This window comes from Streptomyces sp. NPDC056480 (assembly GCF_042795405.1).
Taxonomy (GTDB): domain Bacteria; phylum Actinomycetota; class Actinomycetes; order Streptomycetales; family Streptomycetaceae; genus Streptomyces.
This window is the reverse complement of the sequence record NZ_JBHTSA010000018.1, coordinates 49,800-75,663: the sequence shown is the minus strand read 5'-3', so window position 1 is coordinate 75,663 and position 25,864 is coordinate 49,800. Positions and strand designations below refer to the sequence as shown.

Sequence of the window (25,864 nt, the reverse complement as noted above, 5' to 3'; positions counted from 1 at the left end):
TGCCGCCTCAGCTCCGGGTGATCCGCACCCGGTACGTACCGTTCTCGTCCTCGTCGAGCACGCTGATCCGTATGCCGTTGGCCCGGTCGGTGAACGTCTCGCCGGGGCGGTACGGCGCGTCCGACAGCTCCGCGTGGACGTTGGCGCGCCGCGTGCAGCCGCCGCTCGCGTGCTCGCTGTCGGAGACGGTGACCGGGCCGTGGCCGGTGTCCACGTCGGACTCCACCCGGTAGACGAGGACTCCGTGCTCGCAGACGGCCTCGTCGTTGCCCTCCTTGCTGCGGACCTCGACCGCGTATCCGGACGTGTCGGAGAGCGGGACGAAGGCGAGCTTGGGGCCGCCGGCGACGGCCAGCGGGGTGAGCGTGTAGTCGCCGGTGCCGGGGCCGGACGCGCAGCCGATCTGGTCGTTGTCGAGCCAGCCCAGCTTCCACTTGTGCCAGCCGAGCAGGTCGTTGTTGGCCCCCCAGTCCTCGGACATGATGTCCCAGTGCCCGACAGTCCCGCCGCCGTCCGACGTGTACAGGTCGGGCAGGCCGAAGACGTGCCCGTTCTCGTGCGGAAGGACCCGGTAGCCGGTCTCCCCGAAGCTGCCGGAGCCGTCGTCCTGGCGGCTGTAGACGAAGGACGTGTTGGCCAGGGGCACGCCGTCCGCGTAGGGGGCGTCGTCGTTTCCGGAGAAGGTCACGGACAGGACGGTGTCGAGGGCGGAGGGCCCGGCGTTCGGCGTGACCAGGATGTTGACCAGGTCGTACGCGCTGAAGTCCACTTTCGGGTCGGCCGCCGTGACGATGTCCTCGACGAGGGAGCGGTAGCCCGGTTCGTACGGTGAGCCGCGCTCGATCCCGTACGCCGAGAAGGCCTTCGGCATGCGCAGCCAGTCGGGTATCGGGGCCTCGGCCTGGTAGTGCAGCCGCCCGTACGAACTGACGCGGAACCACTCGGCGGTCTGCGGGAAGAACTCGCGGAAGCGGCCCATCGCGGTGCCGTCCCCGGGGGCGTCGGAGAAGTCGACCATCAGGTTCAGGGCCCTGACCCGGCCTGTGGAGCGCACGTACCCGGGGGCCGTGGGGAGCCCCTCCGACATCTGCACGCCCAGGGTGGTGGCGATGCGGCAGGGCCCCAGCTGGGCGCCGTCGGGCGCGGCGGCCACGGGGCCCGCCGAGGCCGGCGCGGGCCCGGGGAGGGTGGTGCTCGCGGAGGCGAGCAGCGTGAGGGAGAGCGCCGTGGTCGCGGCCATGGCGACGGGTCTGCGTATCCGTCGTCGGGGGTGCTGCATACGGGCGCCTCTCCGGTGGGGGCAGGTCGGCGGCGCGGCCCCATCCGGTCGGCGCGGGGCCGCGCTGTGCGATCACTCTGTGACGAGTGCTTCCGGTGCGCGCGCCGGGTGGCCCGATCGGTGGACCGCGGGGCGGGGGCCCGGCAGGGGCCGAGCGGAGGCCGAGCGGAGGTCGAGCGGAGGCCGAGCGGAGCCCGAGAGGCGGTCGAGCGCGGGTCTGCCGGGCCGCGAGGGAGATGTGACCCAGGTCACATCCATTCGGGGAAATAACCGGGGACTGGGTCCCCGTTTATGACTGTGTTCAGCGAAGTGGGGACTCCCTCCCCGGATATCCCCGAGATGACCCTCAGAGGAGGTCGTGGCGTGACCAGCACCGTCGCCGATTCCGCGCCCGCCCGGCGCGTACCCCGCCCACGCGCGGACGCCCTGCGCAACCGCGAGCGGATCGTGACGGCGGCCCGCGAGATGTTCGTCGAGTTCGGCTCCCAGGTGCCCTACGACGAGATCGCGCGCCGGGCCGGCGTCGGGAACGCCACGCTCTACCGCAACTTCCCCGAGCGCACCGACCTCGTCCACGAGGTCGTCCTCTCGCTGATGGCCCGCGTCACCGAGGTCGCCGAACGGGCCGCCGAGGAGGAGGGCGACACGTTCGCCGCCCTCCGCCGGTTCACCCTCGGCGCCGCCGATGAGCGCGTCGGCGCCCTGTGCCCGATGCTCGACGGCGCCTTCGACAAGGACCACCCCGACCTGATCGCCGAGCGCGACCGCCTGGAGGAGGCCGTCCAGGGACTCGTGGAGCGGGCGCAGCGGGCCGGCCGGCTGCGCACCGACGTGGGCGTCGGGGACCTGATGGTGGCGCTCTCCCAGCTGACCCGACCGCTGCCCGGATCGGGCTGCGCGTCCTTCGACCAGTTCGTCCGTCGTCATCTGCTGCTGTTCCTCGACGGCCTGGAGGCGCCCGCGCGCTCCGAGCTGCCCGGGAAGGCCGCCACCCTGGAGGACCTGAGACGCGACTCCTGCTCGTCGTGAGCGTCCTCGCCGTGAGTGTGCTCGTCGTGAGCGTCCTCCCTCGGGGATCCCGGCCCGCGTGAACCGACTCCGGCTCGCGTAACCCGAACTCCCCCGGTTCGACCTGTCTTTACGTCCTTTTTCACCAGTACGCGCCAAGAGGTGGCTACCCCCATGCCGAAAGTCCCCGTCAACACCGTGACCCACCCCGACCCGGGCCGCTGGAAGGCGCTCGTCTTCATCGCGCTCGCCCAGCTGATGGTCGTGCTCGACGCGACGATCGTGAACATCGCGCTGCCCTCCGCCCAGCAGGACCTGGGGATCTCGGACGGCAACCGGCAGTGGGTCATCACCGCCTATGCCCTCGCCTTCGGCGGTCTGCTCCTCTTCGGCGGCCGCATCGCCGACCTGTGGGGCCGTAAGCGCACCTTCGTCGTCGGCCTGATCGGCTTCGCCCTCGCGTCCGCCCTCGGCGGCGCCGCGACCGGCGAGGCCATGATGCTCGGCGCCCGTGCGCTCCAGGGAGCCTTCGGTGCGCTCCTCGCGCCCGCCGCGCTCTCGCTGCTCGCCGTGACCTTCACCGACGCCAAGGAGCGCGCGAAGGCCTTCGGCATCTACGGCGCGATCGCCGGTGGTGGCGGCGCCGTGGGCCTGATCCTCGGCGGTTTCCTCACCGAGTACCTGAACTGGCGCTGGACCTTCTTCGTCAACATCCCGTTCGCGATCGTCGCCGCCGTCGGCGCGTACCTCGTCATCCGTGAGCCCGCGGGCAGCCGCAACCGCTCCACGCTCGACATCCCCGGCGTGATCCTCTCCACCCTGGGTCTGGTCGCGCTCGTCTACGGCTTCACCCGCGCCGAGTCCGAGGGCTGGAGCGACGCCGGCACGATCGGCATGTTCGTCGGCTCCGTCGTGCTGCTCGGTGCCTTCGTGCTCACCGAGGCGAAGGTCAAGTCCCCGCTGCTCCCGCTGCGCGTCCTGACCGACCGCAACCGCGGCGGTGTCTACCTGTCGCTGGGCCTCGCCGTCATCGCGATGTTCGGCCTGTTCCTCTTCCTGACCTACTACCTGCAGGTCGTGAAGGGCTACTCCCCGGTCATGACGGGCTTCGCGTTCCTCCCGATGATCGCGGGCATGATCATCGGCTCGACGCAGATCGGTACGCGGCTCATGACCCGCGTCCCGCCGCGGCTGCTCATGGCCCCGGGCTTCCTGACCGCCGGCATCGGCATGCTGCTGCTCACCCAGCTGGAGATCGGCACCTCGTACGCCGGTCTGATCCTGCCCGCGCAGCTGCTGCTCGGTCTGGGCATGGGTACGGCGTTCATGCCGGCCATGTCGCTCGCCACGCACGGCGTGGACCCGCGGGACGCCGGTGTGGCCTCCGCGATGGTCAACACCTCGCAGCAGGTCGGCGGCGCCATCGGTACGGCCCTGCTGAACACGATCGCCGCCTCGGCGACCACCGCGTACCTCACGGACAACGCGGCGGGCGCGACCACTCCGGCCGCGCAGAAGCTGCTCCAGCTCCAGGGCATGGTCGAGGGCTACACCGCGGCCATCTGGTGGGCCGTCGGCATCCTGGTCGCCTCGGCCGTGATCGCCTTCACCCTGATCAACACGGGGAAGCCGGACACCGGCGTCGTCGCCGGCTCCGGGGAGGGCGCGGAGGACGAGATGAAGGTGCCGGTCATCGCGCACTGATCCGTAGGCGCGCCTGCCGCGCGTACGCGTTCGGTACGCGCGCCTCGTGCGCACGCGTTCCGCACGCGCGCCGGCCGCACTCCGCGTTCCCTGCGCACGCCGGCCGCGCGTACGCGTTCCGCGCACGCTCGTCCCGTACGTCGTGTGACTCCTGCCCTGGTTCCGCTGCTCGTCAGCGGAGCCAGGGCAGGTCCGCGTCCGCGTCCGCCGGTTCGAGGCCCTCGGCCATGACGCGCATGATCGCGCCGAGCTGTTTCACCTGATCGGGGGAGAGGCGGTCGAAGAGGGCCTGGCGGACCGCCGCGACATGGCCGGGGGCGTTCTGCCGGAGGACCTCCATGCCCTCGTCCGTGAGCCGGGCGAACTGGCCCCGCTTGTCGGAGGGGCAGTTCTCGCGCCGCACCCAGCCGCTCTTCTCCAGCCGGGCGATGGCGTGGGAGAGGCGGGAGCGGGTGATCTTGGCGCTCTTGGCCAGCTCGGTCATCCGCAGCCGGCGGCGCGGGGCCTGGGAGAGCTGGACGAGGAGCCCGTAGTAGATGTGCGGCATCCCGGCGTCGCGCTGCAGCTGGCGGTCGAGGTGGTCCTCGAGGAGCGTGGTGGCGTGCAGGTACGCGCGCCAGACGTGCTGCTCCTCGTCGGTGAGCCAGCGGGGTTCGGTCATGTCTCCCATGGTGCCCAATCGTACGACTCATTCTTGAAAGTTGAACTACATAGGTCTACGGTGTGGGGCAGGACGCTTGAAGTTTCAAGAACCTGCCCCAGATCGAGAAACCGGAGGTGGTCGCCATGGACGCCACGCTGGAAACAGAGGCCACGCGCGCGCGGATGCCCGCCCTGTACCTGTCCCACGGCGCCCCGCCGCTCGCCGACGACCCCGTCTGGCCCGGAGAACTCGCCGCCTGGTCCGCGGGCCTTCCGCGCCCCAAGGCCATCCTCATGGTCTCCGCCCACTGGGAGGAGGCCCCCCTGGCCCTCGGCGCCACCGAGACCATTCCGCTCGTCTACGACTTCTGGGGCTTCCCCGAGCACTACTACCGCGTCCAGTACGCGGCCCCCGGCGCGCCCCGGCTCGCCGAGGCCGTCCGCAAGCTGCTCCGCGCGCCCGGCCATCCCGTCCAGGACATCCCCGACCGCGGCCTCGACCACGGCGCGTACGTGCCGCTCGTCGAGATGTTCCCCGGCGCCGACATCCCCGTGCTCCAGATCTCCATGCCCACCCTCGACCCGCGCCGCCTCATGGACATCGGGCGCAGGCTGGCCCCGCTCCGCGACGAGGGCGTCCTGATCGTGGGCAGCGGCTTCTTCACCCACAACCTGGCCGCCCTCCGCCACACCGGAGGCGGCGTGCCGGGCTGGTCGGCCGAGTTCGACGCCTGGGGGCACGAGGCCCTCGCCGCGCAGGACGTGGACGCGCTCCTCGACTTCGAGCACAAGTCGCCGGCCGGGCGCCTCGCCCACCCGCGTACGGAGCACTTCGCCCCCCTCTTCGTCACGATGGGCGCGGCGGACGCGTCGGGCGACCTCGACGCGGAGCGGTCGGTCATCGACGGCTTCTGGATGGGACTCGCCAAGCGGTCGGTGCAGTTCGGGTAGCCGGCGGGGTCCGGCCCTCCCCGGGGGCCGCCCGGTACCGGGACCGCCTCTCCCGCCGGGCCCCACCGTGCACGAGCTCACTGGAGCAACGGTGGATTCAGTTCGATCGAGCGGGTCGCGGCGGCCAGGGCGAGCGGATCGCCGACGTCGAGCGCCGTGTCGGTGAACTTGATCGTGTGGTCGTCGCCGTGCGCCGCGGCCCGCTCGAAGACCTCCTCGGCGCTGAGGAGGGTGGGGGTGTACGCGGCGGGCTCCGGCGGTGTGTACGCGGCGGTCACCGCGGCCGCCGCCGTCCACGCCGCCGCCAGGCTCGGCGCCCACAGCTCGCGGGGGAGGGCGGGCAGGGCGCGCAGGACCGCGTTGGGCGCGGTCGCCGCGTGGACCAGCATGATCGGCTCGCCGTGGCCGTGGGTCGCGTACCGGTGCGTGGCCGCCGTGACCAGCTCGGTGAGCAGGGCCTTCGCGGTGTCGGGGTCCGAGGCCGCGCCCCAGACCGGGAACGCCGTCAGCTGCGGGAGCCGGTCACGGATCCCGCCCTCCCGCATCGGAACCGGCGGTACGGCGTCGAGCGCGGCGGCCGCCGTCGGCGCCACCGCCAGCGCGGCGAGCGGCGGCAGCGGCTGATTGCGGGCCGCCCAGTAGCCGAGGGCGTGGGCGAGCTCGGCGAGGCGGGGCGCGGTCGTTCCCCCGCCCCCGGGAGCCTCGGACTCCAGGAGGGTCCGCACGGCGTGACCGGTACGGATCACGGGGTGCGTGGCGGAGGCCGAGATCCCCGGCAGCAGCCGGGGCCACCAGGTGGCGAGGACCTCCCGCCAGGGGTGCGCGTCGAGCTCGCGGCCGAAGAAACGGGTCCAGTCGGTGATCCGGGCCGGGTCGCCGAGCGCCTCGCGCCAGCCGTCGGCCGTCACCGGCCGGGACGGCGGCGGCAGCTCCTCCAGCTTGTGCGCGTAGTGGTCCAGCCAGCGGTGCACGGTCGGGGCCTGGCCGTTGCGGACCAGGGCCTCGACGGCCATGGGGGCGTGGTTGGTGAGCCAGCCGTTGCGCTCGGGGCCCGTGGTGTGGAGACGTTCGAGGGCTTCGTCGAGGGTGCCGGAGGTGTCGGTGCCGGATGCGTCGCTCATGGGGGCGACGCTAGGGCGGGGGAGGGGCGGGCCGTAACGGGCGCGGGACCTAGGAGGAGAGGCGGCCCGGGACCTAGTCCGGGAGACCGAGACGGGCTCCGCCGGCCCGCGCGCCACCCGATGGCCCGTGCGCGCGCCACCCGATGGTCCGTGCCCGCGCGCAACCCGATGGCCCGTCCACGCGTCTTGGGGGATGACGCCGCATGTGATCGCGGTCTCACCGACGGCGTGGTCGGGGACCCCGCGAGCGACGTCGAATCACCCCCGTGCCCGGTCTGACCTGCACCTCCGTGGGTGCCGGCGGCATGCCCGAAAGGGCGGCGGCCGCGCAGGATACTGCATGATCGCGAAAATCCATGCGCCGGGTGGGAATTCTGTCCTGATTCCAGTCGTTGTTTCCGTCGGATGCAGGGCACCCGAAAAGGTGTCGCGACCTACTCAGCAAGGGAGCACGCATGGCAACCCGTGCCGTCGCCCGTCGTCAGACCTCCGCCAAGAGCGGGGCCGCACGGGCCAGCAGCGTTCGCGCCGTGGGCGGGGAGATCGCCGACCGCGACCTGGTCGGCATGTACCTCGACGAGATCGCGCGCACGCCCCTGCTCGACGCCGCCAAGGAGGTCGAGCTCTCCCAGACGATCGAGGCGGGCGTCTACGCCCGGCAGATACTCGACGGAGAGGTGGAAACCGAGGCCGGCGGCGCGTCCCGCGAGGAGCTCGAAGCCCTCTACGAGGCGGGCGAGCGTGCCAAGGACCTCTTCATCAAGTCCAACCTGCGGCTCGTGGTGGCCGTCGCCCGGCGCTACCCGCGCAGCGGGCTGCCGCTGCTCGATCTGATCCAGGAAGGGAACGCGGGCCTGGTGCGCGCGGTCGAGAAGTTCGACTACGCGAAGGGCTTCAAGTTCTCCACGTACGCCACGTGGTGGATCCGCCAGGCCATCACCCGGTCCATCGCCGACCAGTCCCGCACGATCCGGCTCCCCGTCCACCTGGTGGAGGAGCTCGGCCGGATCCGCCGGGTGCAGCGCGAGTTCAACCGGGAGCACGGCCGCGAGCCGGAGCCGGCGGAGATCGCGGCCGAGCTGGACACGAAGCCCGAGCGGGTCGTCGACGTGCTCGACTGGGCGCGTGACCCGGTCTCGCTGAACATGTCGGTGGACGACGAGGGCGAGACGCAGTTCGGCGACCTCCTGGAGGACACGTCGGCGATCTCGCCGGAGCAGTCGGTGCTCACGCTGCTGCGCAGCGAGGAGCTCGACGACCTCATCGACAAGCTCGACCACCGGACGGCCTCGATCATCCGCATGCGGTACGGGATCGAGGACGGCCGCGAGCGGACGCTGACGGAGGTCGGGAAGCAGCACGGTCTGACGCGCGAGCGGATCCGGCAGATCGAGAAGCACGCGCTGCTCGAACTGAAGAAGATGGCGCACGACACGGGCTTCGACGCGGTGGCCTAGGGCGGCCGGCGGCCCGGGCGCGCGGCGCGGACCCGGCGCCCGGGGGCGAGCCCCGGGCCCCGGGCCCCGGGCCCGCACGTGCCCGGCCTGCGGCCGGCTCGGGTTTCCCGCCCGCACCACCCGTGCGGCTGAGATGTCGACTGCGGGCTTCCCCGTGGGGGTCGCCCGCCGTCGGCGCACGGCGGGCCCCGCCGGGCCCGCCGTGCGTGGGCGCCCCGCCTGGCTGCGGCCGCCGACGGCGCAGGGGGCCCACAGGGAGGCCCGCAGACGGAGTCCTGGTTGTACGGGTGGCGCGGGTGGGAGCATCCCGCTCGGCCGGAGGCCGAGCGACCCGCACCCGCCCGCGCCCGCACCCGCACCTGCCCGCCCGCACCCGCCCGCGCCCGCACCCGCCCGCACCCGCCCGCACCCGCGCCCGCACTCGCCCGCACCCGCGCCCGGCACCCCCGCCCTCACCCCGTCGTCGACGCGGTCAGCCGCGCCGCCAGGTCTTCCACGTACGTCAGCAGGGACGGCGGGCTCTGGATCGTGAAGGGGGCGTCCACCAGGGCCAGGCGGATGGCCAGCCATTCGACCGAGTCCGTCGAGCGGGCGCGCAGGCGGCACGTCGTCGGGCCCGTCGCAGTCGGGACCAGATGGGAAGGGAGCCGCGCCGTGACGAAGTCGGCCGGCGCCTCGAAGGTGACGTCCAGGTCGAGCTCCGGCTGCGCCCGCGACATGGAGCGCACCAGGAGCTGTGCCGCGTCGCCCGCCGGCAGCTCCCGCGGTGTGAAGCGGGCCCCCGTGGCGAGCGGGTCGCTCACCCGGTCCACCCGGAAGGTCCGCCAGTCCTCCCGCCCCAGGTCGTACGCCACCAGGTACCACCGGCGCCCGGTGGAGACCAGCCGGTAGGGCTCGACCAGGCGCTTCGACTCGGCCCCGTCGCCCGCCCGGTACCCGAAGCGGAGCTTCTCGCGGCCGGTGACCGCGCCCGCCAGGGCGGTCAGGGTGGCGGGGGTGACCGTCGCGCCGTCCCCCCGCGTCAGGGGGAGCGTCGCGTTCTGGAGGGTCGAGACCCGGTGCCGGAGCCGGGCCGGGAGGACCTGCTCCAGCTTCGCCAGGGCCCGTACGGACGCCTCCTCGACGCCCTCGATCGCGTGCCCCGCACCCGCCCGCAGCCCGACCGCGATGGCGACGGCCTCCTCGTCGTCGAGCAGCAGCGGCGGCATGGCCGTACCGGCGACGAGCCGGTAGCCGCCGACCGCGCCGAGCGTCGCCTCGACGGGATAGCCGAGGTCGCGGAGCCGGTCGATGTCCCGGCGGATGGTGCGCGGGGAGACCGAGAGCCGTTCGGCGAGCTCGCTTCCGGGCCACTCGCGCGGGGTCTGAAGGAGCGAGAGCAGATTCAGGAGTCGTACCGGGGTGTCCGTCATACGTTTCAGGATGAGGGCCATCTAGGACATCATTTGACCTAGATGGCCTTTATCTTCTCCGTATGAGTGCACACGAAGCCGACGCCGTCACGGACGCGGCCCCCACCGACACGTCCGACAAGCGACGCTGGATAGCCCTGGCCATCGTCATGACGGCCGCCTTCATGGACCTGGTCGACGCCACGATCGTCAACATCGCGATCCCCAGCATCGAGCGGGACCTCGGCGCCTCCTTCGGGGCCATCCAGTGGATCACCGCGGGGTACGCGCTGGCGTTCGCCGCCGGTCTGATCACCGGTGGCCGGCTGGGCGACATCTACGGCCGCAAGCGGCTCTTCCTGCTCGGCACGGCGGGCTTCACGATCGCCTCCGCCCTCTGCGGCTTCGCGGCCAACCAGGAGATGCTGGTCGGCTCCCGCCTGCTCCAGGGCGCGGCGGCCGCGATGATGGTGCCGCAGGTGCTGTCGATCATCCACGTCACCTTCCCGGCGCACGAGCGCGGCAAGGTCTTCGGCATGTTCGGCGCGATCATCGGTCTGGGCGCGGTCTCCGGCCCGCTGCTCGGCGCGCTGCTCACGCAGTGGAACATCGCGGGCCTGGAGTGGCGCCCGATCTTCCTCATCAACCTGCCGGTCGGCATCGCGGGCCTGCTCCTGGGCCGCAAGTTCATCACCGAGTCGAAGGCCCCGAAGGCCCTCCGCCTCGACATGGTCGGCGTGCTCCTGGTGACGGCCGCGCTGCTGATGCTGATCTACCCGCTGACGCGCGGGCGCGAGCTGGACTGGCCGCTGTGGGGCCACCTGATGATGGCCGGCAGCCTGGTCGTCTTCGGCGCCCTCGTGGCGTACGAGAAGTACAAGACGAAGAAGGACGGCTCGCCGCTCGTCGAGCTGTCGCTGTTCAAGGTGAAGAGCTTCGCGGCGGGCATCGCGGTGCAGCTGACCTTCGGTGTCGTGATGGGCATCTTCTTCCTGGTCTGGACGCTGTACATGCAGATCGGCCTCGGCTGGAGCCCGCTGCGGGCGGGTCTGACCGGTGTGCCGTTCTCCATCGCGGTGTCGACCGCGGCCGGTCTCTCGGTGCAGAAGCTGGTGCCGCGCTTCGGCCGGAAGGTGCTCCAGGCGGGCGCGCTGACGATGATCGCGGGCGTGCTGCTCTACCTCTTCGAGGCGGGCCGGTACGGGGTGGAGATCGAGTCCTGGCAGATGATTCCGCCGCTGCTGGTCATGGGTCTCGGCATGGGTCTGATCGTGGCGCCGCTGACGGACGCGGTCCTTTCCGAGGTGCCGAAGGAGCACGCGGGGTCGGCCTCGGGTCTGATCAACACGACCGGGCAGATGGGCAACGCGCTCGGGCTCGGCCTGGTGTCGGTGGTCTTCTTCGGCGTGATCGACGGCAAGCCCGCGCCGAAGTCCCCGACGGAGGCGGGCCTGGCGTTCGCCGACGCCTTCCAGAACGCGATGGGCTGGGTGGCGGTCGTGCTCGGCGTGATCTTCCTGGTGATGTTCGCGCTTCCGGCGAAGCCGAAGCAGCACCTGGAGGGTGGCGACGGCGGCGATGACGGCGACGCCGTGATCGAGAAGGAGCCGGTGCTGACCCACTGAGTCGGCCGTGGAAGGGCCCTGGTCCCGGGAATCGTCCCGGGAGCAGGGCCCTTCGCCCTGTCCGGGCACGGGCGGCGGGTCATCCCGGCGACGATGGCGGGCGGCGCGGTCACCGGTGCCCTGTCGATGGCCTTCGAGTGCACCCTGCGGGCCCCGCACGGCGGCCTGTTCGTGCTGCCGCTGATCGGCAACCCGCTGCTCTACCTGCTCGCGATCGTCGCGGGCACGGTCGTCAGCGCGGGCGTCGTCATCCTCCTCGAGGGCCTGCGGAAGCCGGCCCCGGAGGCGGCGGCACCGGCAGGAGAACTGGCCCCGACCGGGACCGGGGTGGCCGTGGCGGCCTGACCGGTCCCGGCCCGGGGCCGGTCACGAGGGGCGGCGCGGTATCGGCGAACGAACCGCCCCTCGGTGTGTTCAGCGCTCCGTCATGAGCGGTTCAGCGTCCTCGGGAGGTGGTTCGGCCGGCCGCTGTAGGCCAGGTCGCCCTTGAACTCCTCCTTCCCTGCTCGGGTCCGCAGGGTCGGGATGGGCGACTGCGCCGTCCAGGCTTCGACCCAGGTGAAGGTCTGGCCGTTGGTGGTGCCGTGGGTCTGCCAGACGGCCCCGCCCGTGGTCACGACCTTGACGTAGGCGTCGTTGCCCTGGTCCGTGAAGGAGATGCCGCAGGCGTTGGCGGGGTAGTTCGAGGGCTGGCCGTTGGGCAGGGTGTCGGTCAGGTCGACCCAGGTGATCGGTCCACCCGCCGTCGTGGCCCGGCCGGCGTACGCCTTCCCGTTGATGAGGGCGGCGCTGAACTCCTCGGTGTTCGAGGGGGCGAACGTGTCGATCTCGTAGCAGGAGGACGGGCCGGTGGCCCCGGTCGCACCCGTGGCGCCCGTGGCGCCGGTGGCTCCGGTCGCACCCGTGGCGCCGGTGGCTCCGGTCGCGCCCGTCGCGCCGGTCGCTCCCGTGGCTCCGTCAGGGCCGGTCGCGCCGGTCGCACCCGTCGCACCCGTCGCTCCGGTGGCTCCCGTCGCTCCGGTCGCTCCGTCGGCTCCGGTGGTGCCCGTTGCTCCGGTAGCTCCGGTGGCTCCGGTCGCGCCCGTCGCGCCCGTCGCGCCGGTCGCTCCGTCGGCTCCGGTGGTGCCCGTTGCTCCGGTGGCTCCCGTCGCTCCGGTGGCTCCCGTGGCCCCGTCAGCCCCGGTGGCGCCCGTCGCGCCCGTCGCGCCGGTGGCTCCGGTCGCGCCAGTGGCGCCCGTCGCCCCGGTCGCGCCCGTCGCTCCCGTGTCGCCCTTCGGCCCCTGAGGGCCGGGCGGCCCTGTCGGGCCCGCCTTGCAGTCGTCGCCGCCACTGCTCGGGACCGCGCGCAGAGCGGCGGCCGGCCGGCCCTCGACCAGGGGCTGGATCTGCTCGTCCAGGAACGCCTGGAGTGAATCGGCCGAGGGAGAGCCGCCGGACGCTTCTGCGTGGCGCGGGCCGTCCTGCTCCCACGGCGGGGGTCCGTGCTGCTCCCACGGCGGCGGTCCGTCCTGGTGGTGAGGGGGCCGCTCCTCGCAGTGGCCGCCCGTCGACGCGTTCGTCGTCGCCATGCCCGAGACGTCGAGTTCGGGGGACTCGGGCCATGTGGTGGCCATCGCCGGTGAGGCGAAGCCGGTGAGAACGAGTGCGACCGAGGCGATGGCCCCGCCGGCGCGCCAAGGGCGTCGTCGGGGGAGCGGGCCGAGCGGGGACCTGGTCCTGGCATCAGGACGCATGCAGTGCTCCTTCCTCCACCGGATCGGATCCGGTGCGAGTGAGGTCCGAGGAAGCGGAATTCTCACTTCCGTTAGTCGGTTCATCGGACTGCGCCTGCGAGGTCTTGACGGTCTCGCGCCACTCTCAACGCCATGGCCTAGCGCGGACAGTCGAATGGATGCGTATGCGACGGCGAACTTCGAACGGTCCGTCGGCGCGCCGCCACGGCGCGCGCGGGCGGCGTCCGTAGGGTCGCCCCCCGATCGCTGCCCCTACCCCGCTCCCCGCTCCCACCGGAGGTGGTGTTGCCGTGAAGCCGTCCATCTGCCTGTGCATGATCGTCAAGAACGAGGCCGCGGTCATCGAGCGCTGCCTCGCCTCCGTCCGCGGTCTCGTGGACACCTGGGTCATCTCGGACACGGGGTCCACCGACGGGACCCAGGAGCTGATCCGGACCGCCCTCGCCGGCATTCCCGGCGAGCTGCGCGAGGAGCCGTGGGTGAACTTCGGCCACAACCGCAGCCTGAACATCGCGCACGCCCACGGCCGCGCCGACTATCTCCTGCTCCTCGACGCCGACCACGTCCTCCGCCAGGACGGCCCGCTGCCCGCGCTCACCGCCGACGGGTACATGCTCCGGCACGAGGGGGCACTGGAGTACCGCATCAAACGCCTGGTCAGAGCCGGTCTGCCGTGGCGGTACGAGGGTGTCACCCATGAGTACCTGACGGCCGAGGGGGACCGCGTCCAGGAGAACCTCGACGCCCTCGTCATCGAGGACTACGCCGACGGCGGCTCACGCCACGACAAGTTCGAGCGCGACGCCCGCCTCCTGGGCGCCGAGCTGGAGCGCGACCCCGCGAACCCGCGCACGGTCTTCTATCTCGCGCAGACCTACCGCGACCTCGGCCGCACCGAGGAGGCCGCCGACCTGTACGAGCGGCGCGCGGCCATGGGCGGCTGGGGCGAGGAGGTCTACTACTCCCTGCTCCAGTCCGGTGTCCTCCGCGCCGAGTCCGGTGACTGGCCGACCGCGATGGACGCGCTCTCGCGCGCCTGGGAGTCCCGGCCGGAGCGCCTCGAGGCCTGCTACGAGCTGGTGGCGCGGCTGCGGAAGATGCGCCGTTACCGGGCGGCCCACGCCGTGGTCTCCGCCGTCCTGGACCGGAGGCAGCCCGACGACCTGCTGTTCATGCAGCCCTGGGTGTACCGGTGGGGGCTGCTCTTCGAGTACTCGATCACCGCGTACTGGGTCGGCGACCACGCCGCCTCCCTCGCCGCCTGCGACCGGCTGCTCGGTCTGCCGGACCTGCCGGAGACGTACCGCGAACAGACCCGCGCCAACCGGGCGTTCGCCGTCCAGCGCCTGACGGAGACCGCGGACGCCCCCGCGCTGGTCTGAGCCCCCGGAGTCGTACGGGGGCGGGACCGGGGCGCGAGGACGACCGCGGGGACGACCGCGGGGCCGCCTCGGGGTCGTCCTCGGGGACGTCAGCGGACCCGGGAGCGGGACTCCATCGCGTCGCGGGCGGCGCGCTCGTCCTCGTACACCTCGCACATGTGGCGTCCGTCCGGTGTCGCCGTGTGCTCGACCTCCCAGAGACTCGCCTCGCTGCCGTCGAGCAGCAGGAACTGGTGCTCGTAGAGGGTGAAGCCGGCGTCCCGGCCCCCCTCCACCGGGCAGTGGCGGCCGAAGGCCTGGGTGATGTGGTGGGCGAAGGCCAGCCGGAGCCGGCGGGCCGTCGCCGGGCCCGGCCGGTCCGCGTTCTCCGCGCGCCGCAGGACGCGGCGCGCGTGGTCGGCGGAGTTGTCCGGCACGTACATCCGGGGCTGGGCGGGTATCGGGCGGGCGAGGAGCGCGCTCAGCAGCTCCAGGTCGTCGTCCTCGTCGAGGGCGCGGCCGTCGGCGTGCTCGGCGGTCCAGCCGGGCAGGGGGCCGGCGGGGAGGCGGGAGGCGGCGAGCCGGGCCTCCGACTCCTCGGCGTACAGCTCGTGCTGCTCGGCCCCGTCCCGGCCGGCGTTGTGCGTGAGCTCCCAGAGGCTGAGGGCGGAGCCGTCGCTCAGCAGATACGTGTGGCGGTAGGTGGCGCGGTGCAGCGACGCGCTGTGGTGCGAGGAGTGGAGCGCGCTGGAGTGCGCGAGCGCCGTGCCGAGGCGCTCGACGGTCGAGTCGGGCAGGTCGAAGGAGTTGAGCGCCCGGCCGAGGAGGCGCTCAAGGTGCGTCTCGGTCGTCTCGTACGGATCGTGAGGATCCTGCGGATCGTTCAAGAGGGTCTCCAGGCCGTCGCCGCATGTCACTTGGTGCTTGCTTAACGTAGTCCCTGGGTCCGACATCGCGTCCGGGGTTCCGGAAAACGAAGGGCGTCGGAGGGGAGTTCCCGCCCTGTCGGGGCCGTTTCGGCTCAACTCCCTTGCAGTTACCGGGAGTACGGCTCCGATCGCGGTCAGCTCGCCGCGTGCGGACCGCCGTAGAGCTCCCGGTACGAGGGGAAGTCCCCGCCCGGTCCGCGCAGGCCGCCGGGGGCCGCGAGCACCGCCCGGACGATCGCCCGCGTCACCAGGTCCGCGCCGGCCGCGAGGATCTCGTTCAGGGCCAGCGGCCCAGGACCTTCCGGTAGTTCGCGCGCCCCGGTGGCGAGCGTGAAGACGGTGTCGCCGTCGTTCATGAGGTGGACCGGGCGCAGGGCGCGCGCGATGCCGTCGTGCGCCGTTCCCGCGACCTTCTGCGCCTGCGCACGGGTCAGCACGGCGTCCGTCGCCACGACGGCGAGCGTGGTGTTCAGCGGGGGCGGGGCCGCCGCCTCCCGCGCCTCGGCGAGACGCCGCAGCGCGGCCTGGTGCACCGCCGGATCGGGGAAGGAGGGCAGGCCGCCGGTGAGGGAGCCCCCGGGACTCCAGGGACCTCCAGGACCTCCGGGGCTCCCGGGCGCCCCGTGGTCCCCGTAACTCCCGTAGAGGGCACCCGTGGCCGGATCGACGGCCGAGCCCACCGCGTTCACCACCACGAGCGCGCCGACCGTGATCCCCGACTCCAGAACGGTGCTCGCCGTGCCCACCCCGCCCCGGAGACCGCCGACCACGGCGCCCGTGCCCGCGCCGACCGCGCCCGTCTCCACGCGCGCGTGGTCCCCGCTCGCGTCGGCCGCCTCCACCGCCGCCCGCCCCGTCGCCGGGCCGGGCCTGGCCGTGAAGTCGCCGCCCCTGCCGAGGTCGAAGACGCACGCGGCCGGCACGACCGGCACGACGTGGGAGGGATCGGGGCCCACCCGCACCCCCCGGTGCCGCTCCTCCAGCCAGGCCATCACCCCGGCGGCGGACTCCAGGCCGTACGCGCTGCCGCCGGTCAGGACGACGGCGTCGATCCGCTGGACGACGTTGCGCGGGTCGAGCGCGTCCGTCTCCCGCGTGCCCGGCCCGCCGCCCCGTACGTCCACGGCGGCGACGGCCCCGCCGGCCGGCGCGAGCACCACGGTCGTACCGCTCAGCGCCCCGGCGCCCGCCACGCGCGCGTGCCCCACGCGCAGTCCGCGCACATCGGTGATCGAGTCCGTCGTCCCGTGCTGTTCGGGCTGTGTCATGTCTCCTGCCTACCACGGGTACGGGCTCAGCCGGTCGCCGTACCCGTCCCCGGACCCGTCCCCGGACCCGTCCCCGGACCCGGACCCGTGCCCGGTCGCGTCGCCGGGTTCCTCGCCGTCAGGGTCACGCCGACCGCGACCGTCGCCGCCGCGACGACGCCCGCGGCCAGGACCGCCCAGCGGCCCGCGAACGAGCACATCAGGATCGCGAGCGACGAGACGGGCAGGACGAGTTGCTGCGCGATGCCGACCTTGAAGTAGCGGGCGTGGAGGAGCCACACGGACAGCAGGAACACGGCGGACGGGATCGTCACCGCGGACGAGGCGGCGAGCGTGGAGATGTGGGCCTTGCCCACGGCCTCTTCCACGGCGATCTCCAGGCCCGCGCCGACGGCCGCCGCCGCCGCGAAGATCACGTAGTGGCCGTACCCCCACCGGAAGGCCTCGCGGCTGGAGGTCAGCCGGTTGTGCGCGGGCACGACGAAGTAGATCCACCAGGCGGCGAAGACGAGCAGCAGCCCGCCCGCGGCGATCGGCAGCACCTCGCCCAGGGCGTCGTTCTCGGCGATGCCGGTCTTCACGGCCACCGTCGCCGCGGCGACGGTCTCACCGAGCACGATGATGGTGAACAGGCCGTACCGCTCGGCGATGTGGTGCGGGTGCCACGTGCTGGGCGCGTCCCGCTCCGCGAAGAGGGGCACGGACATCTCGGCCAGCGCCATGACGAGGAAGACCCACGGACGGGCCGACTCCGGCACGAGGAGCAGGGCGATCCAGCCGATCTGCACGGCGACGACCCCGCCCGCGTACCGCCGGCACATCGTCCGCTCGGCGGGATCGGTGGCGTGGTGCGCGGCCCGCAGCCACTGCGAGGCGAGCGCGAGCCGCATGACGACGTAGCCGATGTAGACCACGAGGAAGTCGTGCTCCGCGAAGGCCCGCGTGACCCCGGCCGCGAGGATCAGCACGCCCGCGATCTGGACGAGGGTGACGACGCGGTACGGCACGTCGTCGTTGTCGTAGGCCGAGGCGAACCACGTGAAGTTCATCCACGCCCACCAGATCGCGAAGAAGATCATCGCGTAGTTGAGGATCCCCTCGCCCGCGTGGCCCTCGGCGACCGCGTGCACGAGCTCCGCGCCCGCCTGCGCGACGGCGACGACGAAACACAGGTCGAAGAACAGCTCCAGGGGCGTGGCCGCCCGGTGCGACTCCTCGCGGGAGCGCGCGGTGAGGGGGAGGAACGGTTGTGTCATGGCCCCAGCACATCAGAGCGGAAGGCTCTCCCGCAGACATGCCACGCGCATCGGAACCTCCACGCCCGCCCCCGCCGACGCGTACCGCGCCGCCACGAGCCGTGCCACGCGCGCGTGGTCGGCGATCGGGGCCCCGATCGCCCAGGTGCCCGGGACCGAGGCCAGCGCGCGCGTGAAGCGGCCGGGGGCGAGGAGGTGGGTGGCCACCGCGACCCGTCGGAAGCCGCGGGCGTGCAGCCGCGCGACCGCCTCGGCCGGGGTCGGGGTGCTCGCCGAGCAGTACGCGGCCGTCACCGGTACCGGCAGGAGCAGGCCCAGCTGCCGGACCGCCGCGAGGGTGCCGTCGTTGCCGCCCGGCCGGGAGGAGCCCGCCCCGGCGACGACGACCGCGTCCGCCGGACCCCCGGCCGCCCGCTCGGCGGCCCGCAGCCGGTCGTACAGGGCGAGGGCCACGGCGTGCTCGCCGCTCAGACCGCGCGTGACCGCGCAGTCGAAGGGGCGGGCGACGGCCGGGATGTCGACGGTGCGGTGGTAGCCGTCGCCGAGGAGCAGCGGCACGACGACCGCACCGGGCCGGTCCGCGAGGACGTGCGGCAGGGAGGGGGCCTGGTGGTCGAGGTGTCCGACGGCGACGGGCGCGCCGGTCGGTCCGCGTACGGAGTCGGCGAGCCGGGCGATCGTCGCGGCGGCCTCGGGCACGGTGCTCCCGTGCACGGCGAGGACCAGGTCGCGCGGTGTCATCCGTACCTCCACCCGCCCCCGGTCGTGCGGTCGGTGAGTGCCTTTCGGCCCCGTCGGGGGCCGCGCGACGGTGTCGTTCGTCGTCGCGGCCCCACCCGTTCACGCTAAGCCCGCGCCGCCGCCCCGCGGCCGCGCCGTTCGGCCCCGGTCGGGGGGTCGCAAGTCCCGGATCCTCGGGCCCTTCACGGCCCCGACACGCCCACCCGGCGCCCCTACGGTCGGAGGAGAAGGCATCCGCACACGAGCCGGCCACCCGTACGCGAGCCGGTCCCGCGCACCCGGGCCGCCGGTCCCGCGCACCCGGGCCGGTCCCGCGAACCCGAACCCCCCACCCCTCCCCGCCCCTCCCCACCCCACCCCACCCCACGGAGACCGCCATGGCCGCCCAGCGGACGCAGACCCTCGTGCTCATCGGCCACGGCATGGTCGGACACCGGCTCCTGGAGGCGCTGGCCGAGCGCGGCGCGCTCGCCGACCCCGCCGTGCCCGGCGGCCCCGGCTGGCAGGTCACGGTCCTCGCCGAGGAGGACGTACCGGCCTACGACCGGGTACACCTGTCCTCGGTCTTCACCGGCACCGATCCCGGCCGACTGGGTCTCTCCACCCCCGAGTTCCTCTCCGGCCACGGCATCGACCTGCGGCTCGGCGACCCGGCCGAGCAGCTCGACCCGGCCGCCCGCACGGTCACCACCACCTCCGGCGCGGTCGTGCCGTACGACGCCCTGGTCCTGGCGACCGGCTCGTACCCCTTCGTGCCGCCGATCCCCGGCGCCGACGCGCCCGGCTGCTTCACGTACCGCACGCTGTACGACGTCGACGCCCTCACCCGGTACGCCGAGCAGGCCAGGACGGGTGTCGTCATCGGCGGCGGACTCCTCGGCCTGGAGGCCGCCGGGGCGCTCCGCACCCTCGGACTCGCCACGCACGTCGTCGAGTTCGCTCCCCGGCTCATGCCGCTCCAGGTCGACGACGGCGGCGCGGCGGCCCTGCGCGCGACGATCGAGTCGATGGGCGTGGCCGTGCACACCGGGGTCGGCGCCGCCGAGGTCGAGACGGACGCCGACGGGAAGGCCTGTCTCCTGAAGCTGTCGAACGGCGAGCGGCTCCCCGCCGACGTCGTCGTCTTCTCCGCCGGGGTGCGGCCGCGCGACCGGCTCGCCCGCGAGGCGGGGCTCGCGGTCGGGGACCGCGGGGGAGTGGCGGTGGACGAGCGCTGCCGGACGACCGACCCGTACGTGTACGCGATCGGCGAGTGCGCGCAGACCTCCGACGGGCGGGTGTACGGCCTGGTCGCGCCCGGCTACCAGATGGCGGAGGCGGTCGCCGACCAGCTCGCGGGATCCGGGGCGGCGGTGTTCACGGGCGCCGACACCTCCACCAAGCTGAAGCTGCTCGGTGCGGACGTGGCCTCCTTCGGCGACCCGTTCGCGGACGGACGGGACGGCGGGCCGCGGGCCACCGAGATCGTGTTCTCGGACGGACGCGAGGGCGTCTACAAGAAGCTGCTGCTCGGTCCCGAGGGGCAGCTCCTCGGCGGCATCCTGGTCGGCGACGCCGAGGCGTACGGCTCCCTCAAGCCGCACGCGGGCCGGCGGCTTCCCGGCCCGCCCGAGGCGTTCCTGCTGCCGGCCGGGGCGGCGGGGGCGGAGCCGCCCGGCGCGGACGCGCTCCCCGACGACGCCGTCGTCTGCTCCTGCCACAACGTGACCAAGGGCGCGGTGGCCGGTGCGATCGCCGAGCACGGCCTGACCGACGTCGGCGGCGTCAAGCGCTGCACCAAGGCGGGCACGGGCTGCGGCGGCTGTGTGAACACGCTTCAGGCCGTCCTCGACGCGGCGGGCGTGGAGAAGTCCTGTGGGCTGTGCGAGCACTTCCCGGAACTCACCCGGCCCGAGATCTACGCACTGATCCACACGGAGCACATCCGCTCGTACACCGAGCTGATGGAGCGGTACGGCTCCGGCGGCACGCGCACGGGCACGGGCACGGGCACGGGCGGGAACCCCACGGGCACGGACACGGGTACAGGCACGGGCGTGGGCGGGAGCCCCACGGGCACGGGCACAGGCACAGACGTGGGCGGGAGCGGCACCGGCGCAGGCACGGGCACGGGCGGGAGCCCCACAGGCACGGGTGCCGGTGGGAACGCGGGTGTCGGCTGCACCGTCTGCAAGCCCGTCGTCGCCAACGTCCTCGGCACCCTCACCCCCGAACTCGGCCTGCGGCACGTCCTCGACGGCGAGCAGGCCGCGCTCCAGGACTCCAACGACCTCTTCCTCGCCAACCTCCAGAAGGACGGCACCTATTCGGTCGTGCCGCGCGTCCCGGGCGGTGAGATCACCGCCGAGCAGCTCATCGTCATCGGCGAGGTGGCCCGGGACCACGGCCTCTACAGCAAGATCACCGGCGGTCAGCGGATCGACCTCTTCGGCGCGCGGAAGGAGGAGCTCCCCGCCATCTGGCGCAGGCTGATCGCGGCCGGTCTCGAGTCGGGGCAGGCGTACGGAAAGTCCCTGCGCACGGTCAAGTCCTGTGTCGGCTCGCGGTTCTGCCGCTTCGGGCAGGGCGACTCGGTGCAGCTGGCGATCGACCTGGAGCTCCGCTACCGGGGCCTGCGCGCCCCGCACAAGATCAAGGGCGGGGTCTCGGGCTGTCTGCGCGAGTGCGCGGAGGCCCGGGGCAAGGACATCGGCGTCATCGCCACCGCCGGCGGCTGGAACCTGTACGTCTGCGGCAACGGCGGCACGAACCCCCGCCACGCCGACCTGCTCGCCTCGGACCTCTCGGCCGCCGAGCTGTTCGCGCTGATCGACCGGTTCCTCATGTACTACGTACGGACCGGGGAGCGCCTCGAACGCACCTCGGCGTGGCTGGAACGGCTCGGCGGCGGGACCGGCCACCTCAGGGAGGTCCTGATCGAGGACTCGCTGGGGATCTGCGCGGAGCTGGAGGCGCAGATGGACCGGCACGTGGCCGCGTACCGCGACGAGTGGCAGGCCGTCCTCGACGACCCGGCGGCCCTGGCCCGCTTCGAGCCGCACGTGGCCGGGGTGGAGTTCCTGGAGCCGGGCCGGGGCCGGGCCGCGGTCCTCGCCGACGGCACCGAGGCGGCGCTGTTCCGGGACGGGGACGGCGAGGTGTACGCGGTGGGCAACCGCGACCCGTTCTCGGGCGCCGATGTCATCGCGAACGGGATCATGGGCAGCCGGGACGGGGTGCCGGTGGTGGCGTCCCCCATGCACAAGCAGGAGTTCGACCTGCGGACCGGCGCCTGCCTCGACGACCCGGCGGTCACCCTCCCGGTGCTCCCGGTGCCTATGGCCCGCCCCTGAGGGGACCTAGGCCCGTCGGCGGCCCGACCTTGGCCCGCCCGGCGGCCCGACCTAGGCCCGCCCGTCCGACGACCATCGGCACTGACCCGGCCCCCATCCCGCGGCGCAGCCTGGAAGAGCAAGGAAAAGCCTCGAAGCTCAGCCCCGAACAGGGAAGTCAGGGAAGCGCCATGAGTTCCGTAGTCCAGGACAGCAGAAGGACGGGCGGGCCCTCCGCCTCGTACGACACGGAGCAGTACCGCCCCGGCAGGCCGATCACCGACTGGGAGCCCGAGAACGAGCTCTTCTGGAAGTCGATCGGCAGGAAGGTCGCCACCCGCAACCTGTGGATCGCCGTGCCGGCGCTGCTCGTGGCGTTCGTCGTCTGGCAGGTGTGGTCGGTCACCGCGACCAACCTGAAGGACGTCGGCTTCGGCTTCTCGACCTCCCAGCTGTTCTGGCTGACGGCCATCCCCGGTCTGACCGGCGGCACCGCCCGGATCCTCTACACCTTCCTCGGCCCGATGGTCGGCCAGCGCCGCTTCACCGCGCTGTCGACGGTCGTGCTGATCGTGCCGCTGATCTGGCTCGGCATCGCCATCCAGGACCCGACGACCCCGTACGCCGTGATGGTCGCCATCGCCGCCCTCTGCGGCATCGGCGGCGCGAACTTCGCCTCCTCCCTCGCCAACATCGGCTTCTTCTTCCCCAAGGCGAAGAAGGGCAGCGCGACCGGCATCAACGGCGGTCTCGGCAACCTCGGCGTCTCCGTCGTGCAGCTGCTGACCCCGATCGTCATCACCTGGTCGACCATCGCCATCGGCTCGGCCCAGCACAAGGCCGACGGCACCCCGGTCTATCTGCAGAACGCGGCGTTCCTCTGGGTCCCGGTGCTGCTGGTGCTCGCGGCCGTCGCCTGGTTCGGGCAGAACGACCTGAAGGTGGCCTCGACCCCGTTCAAGCAGCAGAAGATCATCTTCAAGCGCAAGCACAACTGGCTGATGACCTGGCTGTACGTCGGCACCTTCGGCTCCTTCATCGGCTTCGCCGCCGCCCTGCCGATGCTGATCAAGACCACGTTCCCGGACTACTCGATCGCCACGTACGCCTGGATGGGCCCCGCCGTGGGCGCGCTCGCCCGCTGGGGCGGCGGCTGGATCGCCGACAAGTGGGGTGGTGCCCGGGTCACCATCCTGTCCTTCGTGGGCATGGCGGTCTCGATCATCGGCGTGATCAACTTCCTGCCCTCGGGCAGCGACGGCGGCTCGTTCTACGGCTTCTTCTTCTGCTTCCTCGCCGCGTTCTTCTTCTCCGGAATCGGCAACGGCTCGACCTTCCGCCAGATCCCGGTCATCTTCCGGGGAACCCACCTCAAGGGACTCACGGAAGGCACCCCGGAATACGACAGGGCGCTGAAGCAGGCGGAGATGGAGTCCGGCGCCGTCACCGGATTCACCTCGGCCATCGCCGCCTACGGCTTCTTCTTCATCCCGGCCCTGTTCGGCTCGGTGGCCGTGACCAGCGCGATGTGGGGATTCGTCGCCTTTTACATCAGCTGCATGGTCGTGACCTGGTGGTTCTACGCCCGCAAGAGCGCCGAGGCCCCCAGCTGAGGCACTCCGGAAAAAGACCCCGCGCGGCGGGGTCTTTTTGCGTATCCGGAACGGGACCAAAGCCCGCCCGGAGGTGACCAATGCCGACCGGAATGATCGATCAGAAGGGGTGCAATGGAGGTAGGCAGAAACGCGATCGAATGAATCGAAGAAGGCGGTGCGGGCAGTGACTGCGACCCCTGCTGAAGCAACGGTGAACGAGCGGGCCTGGAAGGGCTTCAAGGGCGGACTGTGGCGCGACGCCGTCGACGTCCGCGACTTCATCCAGCAGAACTACACGCCGTACGAGGGTGACGACTCCTTCCTGGCCGGACCCACCGAGCGGACCACCGCCGTGTGGAAGGCCATCACGGACAGGTTCCCCGAGGAGCGCGCCAAGGGCGTCCACGAAGTCTCGTACGACGTGCCGTCCACCATCACCGCCCACGCCCCCGGCTACATCGACCGCGACAAGGACCTGATCGTCGGCCTCCAGACCGACGCCCCGCTGAAGCGCGCGATCATGCCGTACGGCGGCTGGCGCATGGTCGCCGGCGCCCTGGAGACCTACGGCTACCCCGTCTCCCCGGACCTGGAGAAGGTCTTCACCGAGTACCGCAAGACCCACAACGCCGGTGTCTTCGACGCGTACACCCCCGAGATCCGCGCCGCCCGCAAGGCCGGCGTCGTCACCGGACTCCCCGACGCCTACGGCCGCGGCCGCATCATCGGCGACTACCGCCGGGTCGCCCTCTACGGCGTCGACCGGCTCGTCGAGGTCAAGCAGGAGGAGAAGGAGGAGCTCAACGCCCTCCCCGCCGGGAACCGCTCGATCGAGGAGACCATCCGGCTCCGCGAGGAACTCGCCGAGCAGATCCGCGCCCTGGGCGAGCTCAAGGCGATGGCCGCCTCCTACGGCCACGACATCTCCGGCCCCGCCGTCACCGGCCGCGACGCCGTCCAGTGGCTGTACTTCGCCTACCTCGCCGCCGTGAAGGAGCAGAACGGCGCCGCGATGTCCCTCGGCCGCACCTCCACCTTCCTCGACGTCTACCTCCAGCGGGACGTCGAGGCCGGTGTCCTCACCGAGGAGCAGGCCCAGGAGCTCGTCGACGACTTCATCATCAAGCTCCGCATCGTCCGCTTCCTGCGCACCCCGGAGTACGACCAGGGCTTCTCCGGCGACCCGACCTGGGTCACCGAGTCGATCGCCGGCATGGGCGAGGACGGCCGTCCGCTGGTCACCCGGACCTCCTTCCGCTACCTCCAGACCCTCTACAACCTCGGCCCGGCCCCCGAGCCGAACATGACCGTCTTCTGGTCGCCGCGCCTCCCCCAGGGCTTCAAGGAGTTCTGCGCGAAGGTCTCCATCGACACCTCCTCCGTCCAGTACGAGTCGGACGAGCTGATGCGCCCCCGCTTCGGCGACGACACCGCCATCGCCTGCTGCGTCTCCGCGATGCCCGTCGGCAAGCAGATGCAGTTCTTCGGCGCCCGCGTGAACCTCGCCAAGACCCTGCTGTACGCGATCAACGGCGGCCGCGACGAGAAGTCCGGCGCCCAGGTCGGCCCCGACACCGGCGCCATCACGGCCGACGTCCTCGACCACGACGAGGTCATGGCCAAGTTCGACGAGCAGATGGAGTGGCTCGCGAGCGTCTACGTCCACGCGCTGAACGTCATCCACTTCATGCACGACAAGTACGCCTACGAGCGCATCGAGATGGCGCTCCACGACCGCGACGTGCGCCGCACCATGGCCTTCGGCATCGCCGGCCTCTCGGTGGCCGTCGACTCGCTGGCCGCCATCAAGTACGCCGAGGTCACCGTGCACCGCGACGCGTCCGGCCTGGCCACCGACTACACGGTCGAGGGCGACTACCCGGCCTACGGCAACAACGACGACCGGGCCGACGAGATCGCGGTCTGGCTGGTCGAGGAGTTCATGAAGAAGGTGCGCAAGCACCCCACCTACCGGAACGCCGAACACACCCAGTCCGTCCTGACCATCACCTCCAACGTCGTCTACGGCAAGAAGACCGGCAACACCCCCGACGGGCGCCGCGCCGGCGAGCCCTTCGCCCCTGGCGCCAACCCGATGAACGGCCGCGACACCCACGGCTACGTGGCCTCGGCCCTCTCGGTCGCCAAGCTCCCCTACGAGGACGCCGAGGACGGCATCTCGCTGACCAACACGGTCACCCCCGACGGCCTGGGCCGCACCCCCGAGGAGCGGATCACGAACCTCGCGGGCGTCCTCGACGGCTACACGGCGAGCGACGGCTTCCACATGAACGTGAACGTCCTCAACCGCGACACCCTCATGGACGCCATGGAGCACCCGGAGAACTACCCCCAGCTGACCATCCGGGTCTCCGGATACGCGGTCAACTTCGTCCGGCTCACCCGCGAGCAGCAGCTCGACGTCCTGAACCGCACCTTCCACGGCTCGCTCTAGGCGGCCCCTCCCCGCACCCGGGGCCGGTGGCCCTCAC

General features: G+C 72.5%; 18 protein-coding genes and 1 pseudogene. 10 read left to right on the top strand and 9 right to left on the bottom strand.

Annotated elements, in window-relative coordinates; translation table 11 throughout:
- Window positions 1-7: 7 nt before the first annotated feature.
- Window positions 8-1,279, bottom strand: coding sequence for a M6 family metalloprotease domain-containing protein (locus ACFQ79_RS11270; RefSeq protein ID WP_383581495.1), 1,272 nt, complete (start codon window positions 1,277-1,279; stop codon window positions 8-10).
- Between the two features lie 339 nt (window positions 1,280-1,618).
- On the opposite strand from ACFQ79_RS11270, the gene ACFQ79_RS11265 reads away from it, so the two are divergent.
- Together ACFQ79_RS11265 and ACFQ79_RS11260 are read left to right on the top strand one after the other, a co-directional pair.
- Window positions 1,619-2,308 carry a TetR/AcrR family transcriptional regulator gene (locus tag ACFQ79_RS11265; protein WP_383581492.1) on the top strand — a complete coding sequence of 230 codons (690 nt, stop codon included), beginning with the start codon at window positions 1,619-1,621 and terminating at the stop codon, window positions 2,306-2,308.
- 153 nt (window positions 2,309-2,461) lie between these two features.
- On the top strand, window positions 2,462-3,991 hold the full coding sequence (locus ACFQ79_RS11260) for an MFS transporter (protein ID WP_383581490.1): 1,530 nt from the start codon (window positions 2,462-2,464) through the stop codon (window positions 3,989-3,991).
- A gap of 172 nt (window positions 3,992-4,163) precedes the next feature.
- Here the strand turns inward: ACFQ79_RS11260 and ACFQ79_RS11255 are convergent, their stop codons facing one another.
- Window positions 4,164-4,652, bottom strand: coding sequence for a MarR family winged helix-turn-helix transcriptional regulator (locus ACFQ79_RS11255; protein WP_383581488.1), 489 nt, complete (start codon window positions 4,650-4,652; stop codon window positions 4,164-4,166).
- A 125-nt stretch (window positions 4,653-4,777) separates the two neighbouring features.
- Here ACFQ79_RS11255 and ACFQ79_RS11250 point away from each other — a divergent pair, with 125 nt between their 5' ends.
- Window positions 4,778-5,584: a dioxygenase gene (locus ACFQ79_RS11250; protein WP_383581485.1), complete on the top strand. Its 807-nt coding sequence runs from the start codon at window positions 4,778-4,780 to the stop codon at window positions 5,582-5,584.
- Window positions 5,585-5,661: 77 nt separating this feature from the next.
- Here the strand turns inward: ACFQ79_RS11250 and ACFQ79_RS11245 are convergent, their stop codons facing one another.
- Window positions 5,662-6,705, bottom strand: a complete 1,044-nt coding sequence (locus tag ACFQ79_RS11245) for a questin oxidase family protein (RefSeq protein WP_383581483.1) — start codon at window positions 6,703-6,705, stop codon at window positions 5,662-5,664.
- Window positions 6,706-7,160: 455 nt separating this feature from the next.
- Between ACFQ79_RS11245 and ACFQ79_RS11240 the strand changes: the two genes are divergently transcribed.
- Window positions 7,161-8,162, top strand: a complete 1,002-nt coding sequence (locus tag ACFQ79_RS11240; protein ID WP_209495283.1) for an RNA polymerase sigma factor RpoD/SigA — start codon at window positions 7,161-7,163, stop codon at window positions 8,160-8,162.
- A 452-nt stretch (window positions 8,163-8,614) separates the two neighbouring features.
- Here ACFQ79_RS11240 and ACFQ79_RS11235 read toward each other — a convergent pair whose 3' ends face one another.
- On the bottom strand, window positions 8,615-9,574 hold the full coding sequence (locus ACFQ79_RS11235) for a helix-turn-helix transcriptional regulator (RefSeq protein WP_383581481.1): 960 nt from the start codon (window positions 9,572-9,574) through the stop codon (window positions 8,615-8,617).
- 62 nt (window positions 9,575-9,636) lie between these two features.
- Between ACFQ79_RS11235 and ACFQ79_RS11230 the strand changes: the two genes are divergently transcribed.
- Both ACFQ79_RS11230 and ACFQ79_RS11225 read left to right on the top strand, forming a co-directional pair.
- Complete coding sequence (locus ACFQ79_RS11230) at window positions 9,637-11,178, top strand: MFS transporter (protein ID WP_383581479.1); 1,542 nt, start codon at window positions 9,637-9,639, stop codon at window positions 11,176-11,178.
- 30 nt (window positions 11,179-11,208) lie between these two features.
- Window positions 11,209-11,523 (top strand): annotated as a pseudogene (locus ACFQ79_RS11225) (PTS lactose transporter subunit IIC); the annotation flags it as partial.
- Between the two features lie 80 nt (window positions 11,524-11,603).
- Here the strand turns inward: ACFQ79_RS11225 and ACFQ79_RS11220 are convergent.
- Window positions 11,604-12,911 (bottom strand): hypothetical protein, encoded by a 1,308-nt coding sequence (locus ACFQ79_RS11220; RefSeq protein ID WP_383581476.1) that lies wholly within the window; start codon window positions 12,909-12,911, stop codon window positions 11,604-11,606.
- A 290-nt stretch (window positions 12,912-13,201) separates the two neighbouring features.
- On the opposite strand from ACFQ79_RS11220, the gene ACFQ79_RS11215 reads away from it, so the two are divergent.
- Window positions 13,202-14,293 (top strand): glycosyltransferase, encoded by a 1,092-nt coding sequence (locus tag ACFQ79_RS11215; protein WP_383581473.1) that lies wholly within the window; start codon window positions 13,202-13,204, stop codon window positions 14,291-14,293.
- A gap of 89 nt (window positions 14,294-14,382) precedes the next feature.
- On the opposite strand, the gene ACFQ79_RS11210 is transcribed toward ACFQ79_RS11215, so the two are convergent.
- From ACFQ79_RS11210 to ACFQ79_RS11195, 4 genes are all read right to left on the bottom strand, one after another.
- Window positions 14,383-15,225, bottom strand: a complete 843-nt coding sequence (locus ACFQ79_RS11210; RefSeq protein WP_383581471.1) for a DUF6227 family protein — start codon at window positions 15,223-15,225, stop codon at window positions 14,383-14,385.
- A 110-nt stretch (window positions 15,226-15,335) separates the two neighbouring features.
- Window positions 15,336-16,469 carry a P1 family peptidase gene (locus ACFQ79_RS11205; RefSeq protein ID WP_383581468.1) on the bottom strand — a complete coding sequence of 378 codons (1,134 nt, stop codon included), beginning with the start codon at window positions 16,467-16,469 and terminating at the stop codon, window positions 15,336-15,338.
- 26 nt (window positions 16,470-16,495) lie between these two features.
- Entirely contained in the window at window positions 16,496-17,725 is a 1,230-nt protein-coding gene (locus ACFQ79_RS11200; RefSeq protein ID WP_383581466.1) for a low temperature requirement protein A, read from the bottom strand.
- Between the two features lie 12 nt (window positions 17,726-17,737).
- Window positions 17,738-18,466, bottom strand: a complete 729-nt coding sequence (locus ACFQ79_RS11195; protein ID WP_383581463.1) for a sirohydrochlorin chelatase — start codon at window positions 18,464-18,466, stop codon at window positions 17,738-17,740.
- Window positions 18,467-18,843: 377 nt separating this feature from the next.
- Between ACFQ79_RS11195 and ACFQ79_RS11190 the strand changes: the two genes are divergently transcribed.
- The 3 genes from ACFQ79_RS11190 to pflB all read left to right on the top strand — a co-directional run bounded on the left by ACFQ79_RS11190 (window position 18,844) and on the right by pflB (window position 25,827).
- A complete protein-coding gene (locus ACFQ79_RS11190) occupies window positions 18,844-21,798 on the top strand; it encodes an FAD-dependent oxidoreductase (RefSeq protein ID WP_383581460.1) in 2,955 nt (984 codons plus the stop codon).
- Window positions 21,799-21,968: 170 nt separating this feature from the next.
- A complete protein-coding gene (locus ACFQ79_RS11185) occupies window positions 21,969-23,390 on the top strand; it encodes an MFS transporter (RefSeq protein WP_383581458.1) in 1,422 nt (473 codons plus the stop codon).
- Between the two features lie 157 nt (window positions 23,391-23,547).
- Complete coding sequence (gene pflB, locus ACFQ79_RS11180) at window positions 23,548-25,827, top strand: formate C-acetyltransferase (protein WP_383581455.1); 2,280 nt, start codon at window positions 23,548-23,550, stop codon at window positions 25,825-25,827.
- Window positions 25,828-25,864 lie beyond the last annotated feature (37 nt).